This window comes from Verrucomicrobiia bacterium, from assembly GCA_035946615.1.
Taxonomy (GTDB): domain Bacteria; phylum Verrucomicrobiota; class Verrucomicrobiia; order Limisphaerales; family UBA8199; genus DASYZB01.
The window spans coordinates 24,404-31,039 of the sequence record DASYZB010000083.1; the positions used below are offsets into that span (position 1 = coordinate 24,404).

Annotated in this window: 9 protein-coding genes; 5 read left to right on the plus strand and 4 right to left on the minus strand. The window is 57.2% G+C overall.

The features are described from left to right. Nucleotides 1-55: 55 nt before the first annotated feature. Both VG146_12115 and VG146_12120 read right to left on the minus strand, forming a co-directional pair. Entirely contained in the window at nucleotides 56-2,644 is a 2,589-nt protein-coding gene (locus tag VG146_12115; protein HEV2393093.1) for a pitrilysin family protein, read from the minus strand. A 75-nt stretch (nucleotides 2,645-2,719) separates the two neighbouring features. Continuing rightward, on the minus strand, nucleotides 2,720-3,151 hold the full coding sequence (locus tag VG146_12120) for a Minf_1886 family protein (protein ID HEV2393094.1): 432 nt from the start codon (nucleotides 3,149-3,151) through the stop codon (nucleotides 2,720-2,722). A 137-nt stretch (nucleotides 3,152-3,288) separates the two neighbouring features. On the opposite strand from VG146_12120, the gene VG146_12125 reads away from it, so the two are divergent. The 4 genes from VG146_12125 (at nucleotide 3,289) to VG146_12140 (ending at nucleotide 4,876) form a co-directional block, all read left to right on the plus strand. Continuing rightward, entirely contained in the window at nucleotides 3,289-3,564 is a 276-nt protein-coding gene (locus VG146_12125; GenBank protein ID HEV2393095.1) for a hypothetical protein, read from the plus strand. A gap of 36 nt (nucleotides 3,565-3,600) precedes the next feature. After that, nucleotides 3,601-3,831, plus strand: coding sequence for an antitoxin VapB family protein (locus VG146_12130; GenBank protein ID HEV2393096.1), 231 nt, complete (start codon nucleotides 3,601-3,603; stop codon nucleotides 3,829-3,831). Further along, on the plus strand, nucleotides 3,828-4,205 hold the full coding sequence (locus VG146_12135; GenBank protein HEV2393097.1) for a type II toxin-antitoxin system VapC family toxin: 378 nt from the start codon (nucleotides 3,828-3,830) through the stop codon (nucleotides 4,203-4,205). The genes VG146_12130 and VG146_12135 overlap by 4 nt, the downstream gene beginning before the upstream one ends. A gap of 527 nt (nucleotides 4,206-4,732) precedes the next feature. Next, nucleotides 4,733-4,876 carry a hypothetical protein gene (locus VG146_12140; GenBank protein ID HEV2393098.1) on the plus strand — a complete coding sequence of 48 codons (144 nt, stop codon included), beginning with the start codon at nucleotides 4,733-4,735 and terminating at the stop codon, nucleotides 4,874-4,876. Between the two features lie 58 nt (nucleotides 4,877-4,934). Here the strand turns inward: VG146_12140 and VG146_12145 are convergent, their stop codons facing one another. Continuing rightward, entirely contained in the window at nucleotides 4,935-5,093 is a 159-nt protein-coding gene (locus VG146_12145) for a hypothetical protein (GenBank protein ID HEV2393099.1), read from the minus strand. A gap of 208 nt (nucleotides 5,094-5,301) precedes the next feature. Between VG146_12145 and VG146_12150 the strand changes: the two genes are divergently transcribed. Further along, on the plus strand, nucleotides 5,302-5,685 hold the full coding sequence (locus VG146_12150; GenBank protein ID HEV2393100.1) for an SPW repeat protein: 384 nt from the start codon (nucleotides 5,302-5,304) through the stop codon (nucleotides 5,683-5,685). A 13-nt stretch (nucleotides 5,686-5,698) separates the two neighbouring features. On the opposite strand, the gene VG146_12155 is transcribed toward VG146_12150, so the two are convergent. Then, nucleotides 5,699-6,538: an outer membrane lipoprotein-sorting protein gene (locus tag VG146_12155; protein HEV2393101.1), complete on the minus strand. Its 840-nt coding sequence runs from the start codon at nucleotides 6,536-6,538 to the stop codon at nucleotides 5,699-5,701. Nucleotides 6,539-6,636 lie beyond the last annotated feature (98 nt).

Here is a 6,636-nt window from a genome sequence, read left to right on the forward strand (position 1 = left end):
ATCCTGGTTCCACCTTTGGTCTCTCACAAGCCAAAAGTGGGTCAGAATGGTTTCCTCAGTTCGCTTCAGGCTTGAGGACGCTAATCACCAGCGCATCCGCTCTGAGGTACTTTAGGGCCACGGCTTTGACCTGGTCGAGCGTGACCGCCTCATATAATGCATCTTCCTGATCGCTGTGAACGTAACCCAGCCCATAGAGTTCGTCCAAAGCGGTCGCCATGGCAAACCCTCCCAGGTCCTGGCGCGCAATTTTCTTCTGGCCGATAATCTTGGCTTTGGCCCGCTCGAGTTCTTCCCTGGACAATCCGGAGGCGCGCAAAAGCTCCGATTCAGCCAGCAACTCGCTCTCGACGAGGCTGGCCTTCTCCGGCTCCGTTCCGGCATAGAACGCAAAATATCCCGGGATTAAGCCCAGAAAATTCTGGGCGCCGACATAATACGCCAGGCCGAGCTGCTCGCGAATCCGCAGGAAAAGGCGCGAGCCAAGATCGCTACAGGCCTCTTGCAACAGTTCAAGGGCGTAACGGTCCGGATCGTGCAGGCTGGCTCCCCTGTAGCCGATGACAAGGACCGCTTGCTTCTTATCGCGCGTTTCAATCACACGCTTGATGGAATCAAGCACGGACGTTTGAACCGGAGTGGGGCGCGTGGATTCCCCCGTAGTGGAGGTCCAATTGCCGAAAGCCTTTTCGACTGCGCCCCGCACCCGATCGGTATTCACGTCGCCGTAGATGGCCAGCACGCAATTACCTGGCACTGCCAGCCTCTGATGGAAGGCTCGCAGGTCGGCTGCGGCAAACCCTGGCACGGTGGTTTCGGAGCCCAGCGAGTCCAATCCATAACCGCTCTCGCCAAAAAGCGCGCGCCGCATCGCCTTGAACGCGCTTTGGAGCAACTGATCTTTCTGGGCGCGGATGAGAGCCAATTGGGCATCGCGCTCGCGCTCGAGCGCTGCCCCTGGGAAGGAGGGATGCAGCAGAACATCCGCCACCAAATCGAGTCCGGTCGAGAAATCCTGGCTGAGGACTTCCGCATTGATGCCGAAGCTGTTATTTGCCCCATAGGTTTCGATGTGACCCCCAACCGACTCAATCTCCCGCGCGATTTCCTCGGCAGACCTCCGCGCGGTCCCCTTGAGCAGCATCTTGCTCATCAATTGCGTCACCCCGCTGGTGTCCGCCCTTTCCGCCAGGGCCCCGCCTTTGAAAACAGTCCGGAATTCCACAAACGGCAGACGGTGGTCTTCTTTGACCAGCAAACGCAGGCCATTGGCAAACTCGAATTTTTGAATGGGGTGTTCGAGTGAGGTCTCCGTCTCAGCCGCGATTTTGGGCGTCGCGCCAAGCGGCAGCAAGGCGTAAACCGTCCGGTTTTCCGCTGTGAGATATTTGCGAGCCACCCGTTGCAACTCAGTTGGAGTAGCCGACTGAACAGCCGCCAGGTAACGCTCGGAAAAATTCAGGTCGTTTGCCGCCAGCCAATTTGCGCCCAGGTCCTGGGCCTGGCCTTGCATGGTCTTGCGCGCCGCGAGCGTGGCCGAGACGAACTGCTTGACCGCTTTTGTTAGTTCCTCCGCTGGCACGGGGGTTTCCTTCATCCGTTCAACCTCTTCGAGCATCGCCTCGCGCGCCCCGGGGAATTTATCGGCGTCCATGGTGGCGCTGAGGCCAAACAGGCCGATCTCGCCGGGATTATAGGTCCAGGAATCCACCGAGTGCGCCAGGCCCTTGCGCTCGCGCACTTGCTGATAGAGACGCGAACTGCGCCCATTGCCCAGCAGCACGGCCAGCACATCCAGCAACGGCACGTCGGCGTGGCGCAACTCGGGGATATGCCAGGCCAGGTGGCAATAGCCCAGTTGAATGGGGGCCTCTTCAATCACCTCACGCGGGGCCATTTGCTTCGGTTCATCCGGCAGCACCACGGGTGGAATCGCCCGGGCTTTGGATTTCGCATACGACGCGCGGATTTGCCCAACCACTTCCTCCGGGCGCGCGTCTCCCGCGACTACAAAAAAGACATTGTTCGGCGCGTACTTCTCCCGGTAATAATTCAAAATGTCCTCCGGCTTGAGTTCGTGGAAGATATCCGGATAGCCAATGATGGTAAGCCGGTAAGGACTTCGGGTGTAGGCGGTCTCGAAGAGGCGGCGGCTGGCGCGACGTCCAGGGTCATCGACGTTCATGTCCATCTCGCGGAGGATAACCTGCTTTTCCTTTTCCATCTCTTCTGGAGGCAGCGACGCGTTCTGCATGATGTCGCAAAGGATGTCGATGGCTACCTTGGCCCCGGTGTTAGGGACATCGATGTGATAGACGGTTCGATCAAACGAGGTGTAGGCGTTCATGTAGCCGCCCGCTTCCTGGACTTCCTGGTCAATTCGGCTGCCTGGCCGCGTCGTGGTGCCTTTAAAAAGCATGTGTTCCAAGACATGCGAGAGGCCGGCGCCGAGCCATTTGCCTTCATGAACGCTGCCGGTCATGCACCAGGCCTGGGCCGAGACCACCGGCGCGCTGTGGTCCTCCCGCACGATGATTGTCAGCCCATTGTCCAGCGTCCAAAGCTTAACCCCAGGCGGCAATGGGGGGATGCCGCTGCCATTGCGCGGGGCGGTTGCAGTTGTCGAAAGCAAGTCAGTGGACATCCGCGCGCCCGGAAAATGGTCCCTGGCTCATGACCTTGGTTGAGTTCTCAATGGCAAGATTGCAAACGCGTCGGTTCACTTGTCCCACAGCGGGGCCGCAGCAGTGGCGAACCTGGCGGGCTTGGCTTTCGGCAAATAAGGTTTGCGGAAGGCTTCAAAAAAGTTGTAACCACCGGCAAAATCCGCCCGGCTGTCCTGGGGTGTTTTGGCCAAAACACCCGTTTCAACCAGGTTAAAAACTATCTCTCCAAAATCCTCGCAAGAACGAATCCCCCATTCCTCAAAGAGCATCATGGTCATCGGCCCGAACTGTTTGAGGCCAAACTCACGGATGCCGCCGAGCAATTCCTGGCCGGTCACGTGGCGGAGGGATTTGCGTCCGTGGTTGCGGATAGCCTGCTGGGTATGGTCCAAGGCCTCGCGCACAAACAAGTAGGCCTCGCGCTCGTAACGGGGGTCCTTTGCCCGGAGGACATCCAGCGCTCGTTCAAAACTTATCTCTTGCATCTTCAAAATCTTCCTGGCTTAACAGCTTGCGCCGGCGGGTGCGCAGTTCGATAAACTTTTACAACCAAGCCGGTCAAGAGCAATCCCAGGATAATACAGAGAACCAACTGTTCCTGCCTGGTCAAGCGGTTCACGAAGTGAACAATAACATAGAGCCGCCCCTTCCACAATCAGGTAATTCGGCAGGTTCGCAGGTTCGGGATCGCCCTGGGATCACCCGGTTGTGCAATTCGGCCAACGGCACAACGTCCGGTCGCTTGAGCAAATTCACCGTGCCGGATATTCCGGAGCGCGAGCGCGCAGAATCACTCGATGCTCTTGTGGTTTGGCCAAAGCGGCCTGCGGCGCAGGTGCTCCTTGATGAACCGCTCCAGTGGGGCCAGGCAGAAATTGGCAAAATGCTGGGATACTAGGTTGACAACGGTCCATTTTTCGTGCAATTTTCGTGCATGGGAAAAACCATCACCATAGACGATGATGCCTACAAGCTGCTTTCCGCGTTGAAGCGTCGCCCCGGTGATTCCTTTACAAAAGTCATCTTGCGCCACCTCAACCGGCCTGCAGACACAGGCGGCGAATTGTTGGAGGCGATGGAAAAGCTTCCGCCCCCGGACGTGGACCTGGCCATGCTCAAGCGCATCGAACGGGAACGAGGCAAACGGTCCAGCGGCCGCAAATGATCGCCGATACGACCTTTTTGGTCCACGTGCTGGCCGAGCAGCGATCGAGACGGCGCGGTCCGGCCACTGTTTTTCTGGCAGGCAATCGAAATGTGGTGCGTACCTCCATTATCAGCCTTGCCGAGGTAGCCGTTTCCTTTCTGACAACCGAACGGGCTTGGGAATATTTCATGATGAGCCGCTGGAGCGTTTACAGGCTGCATGACGGGATTGCAAAAGCGGCGGCTGACTTGGAAAGGGAGCTTAGAAACCGGGGACGGCTGGGGGAGAACGACAACTGGATTGCCGGCTTTTGCCGCTACGATCGAGAGCCGGTCATCAGCCTGGACCAAGCATTCGACCGTGTCCCTGGACTGCGAAGAATCTCTTATTAGGAAGCGAAGCCGCCGTTGCCGAACGGGTGTTGGCTGGGAAAGCCCGGCTGATTTCCGCCAGTCCGCGCAAATTTTAGCCGCCAAAGAACGCAAAGAACATAGAGCCAAGAACTTAAATCTTTGCGTTTTTTTGCGGCTTTGCCGCGCTGTGCCTATCTATCTCTGTGTCCCAGAGAAGTCGCCGCTTATATTCATGAGCGGATATGGCACCCCAGCCCGCAGATGCGTGAGCGGCGCGATGGCAGCCACGAGTTGGGGCTGGAGACTTCGAGCCGCAAGGAACCAACCCGCTGGGTGCTTTCCTGGCGCCTCATGTCCACGTGCTGTCCCCCCGAGAACTGCGGCAACGCATCATCGACAGGTTGCGACCCGACTTATCCTCGAAGAGAATCTGATGTGTTACATTAATCGTGGGGGCGCCGTTGCGGGAGTCGGTCACCTGCCACAACCGGCAATGAGGATCATAGACTGCGCCGCAGTCCCGCCTCGAGGTTGACCCCCGAGTGCACGCCTGCCATATTTCCCGTGTGAAAGCAAAGAAATCGGCGGCAACCCACGCTCAGCGCAAGTCCTCTGGGACGAAGCTGGTGGAGAAATACCGCCAGCGGATGAGCCGGCTCTCGGATGTCGAACGCCAAAGGCTGACGGCGCGCGGACTCCGAATCATCTAGCGCTTCTGAATTGCGCCTTTCTCCTTACCGGCGACGCACACTTGCGCGGTTTGAATTTTCAGCGGGCATCACTCGAATTGAAAGCGTTCGACGTAGAGATGCCCGTGGTGGCCACGCCGCGCGAAATCGTGGCCAAGTTCTTCTGAAAGTGTGGGGCGTGCATGGCGGTCCAGAGCGGCAGATAGGCGAGCACCGACAACAGAACGCATCCGGGCATGCCGAATCGCCCATTTTCCAAAAATGCTCTAAAATGGCCCCTAGTGAACACTTTCAATTTGCCATGTTACATTTTAAAATTGTAACAAAAACGCGCGGGTGCACATGCCCTTCGTGCTTTTTTCTTATGAACAACTGGATCGGAGGCTCCGTCTAAAACAATCGAGAATCGGTCGGGAGAGATTTCGGGCAAAAAAGAAAGGACATGTGTGAATGTAGCAGCCGCAAAATCGCTGGTAAGCACACCGGATACGGAAGCCGGAATCAATATGATACTTGGCCTCTTTATCATCGTTTCGCCGTACCTGTTGTTCTTCCGTGACCTCCTGCCGGCCGTGTTAAATAATGCTGCTGTCGGTATTTTGGTTGCCGTCTGTTCGGGGATTCGAGTCTCCATCGGTTACAACCAGCCGGGCTGGAGTTGGTGCACCGCGCTTGGGGGACTATGGCTCGTCATTTCGCCCTGTGCGCTCGGCTTCATAAATACCACGGCAATGTGGAGCAATATCGTTGTGGGCGTGGTCGTGGCGCTTCTCAGTTGGAGAGCGGCCAGGACCAGCGGAGCACAAACGGCAACCACCTCCCAGACCTGATACTTGCTGGAAACTACGGCACGTTCAGATTAAAATCGATTCTTGTGCGCGAGCCGGTCTGGATGTTGCGAATCTCCATCCCTTCCAATTGCCATTGGCCATTGATCTTCTCAAATTTCTTTGGGTCGAATTCTTTGAGGAGTTTGGCAGAGTCATCGTAGGCCTCGGCGTGGACGATGCCGCCGGTTTCGTTGTCGATCCACGAATCGACTTTCGAGTAGGCGCCGGGAGCGGGTTTGGGGTTGATAGCTTCGAGCATGTGACAGGCGCGGCCCCGGCGCATTTCGTCCTTTATCAAAAGCTGCTTTGGCCAGTGGAAGAATTCCAATCCGAGATCGGCAATCCAGAAGTCCGAGCCTGCGAAGGGGACCATGGTTTGGTTGCCGGTCAATTTGAGAGCGGGGGCATTGGGGTCGGCGGCTTGGGCGCCTTTGCGCAGGAGGTATTGGTTGGGTTGATTGTCGGAATGAATGATGGTGAGTTCAACCGATTGGCCTGCGTCGCCTCGATCAGCGCGGTAAAGGTTCATCCAGTTTGTAGTCGTCAAGACCACGGCAAAAACCACATTGGCCTGCCGGCGCTGGGCGTTGGGCTGGCGGAAGCTCATCACCCCGCTATTGGTCGAGCTGGATGTTGGTTTTTGGACCAGCAGGTCCGCCGCCAATTGCCGCCCTTCTATTTCAGCGGCCTGCGGACTAAGGCGCGGCTCCGGGCGCAAGCCGGATTTGGGTTGGGCGGCGCAGAGGCACAGAGAAAGGAAGAGGGATGAAGGATGAAGGATGAAGGGAACGGCTTTGAGGCAGAGGCGTGCACTAGAGTCCTTGAATTCTGAAATTGTAGGTTGTTGAGTCACATTTCAAGCAGCGTGTTTTTGTTGGAGGAAGGTGAGGATCTGGCTTTCGAATTCACGATAGCTGCGGGCCAGTGGGGATTGGGCCAGGTCCTGGGGGC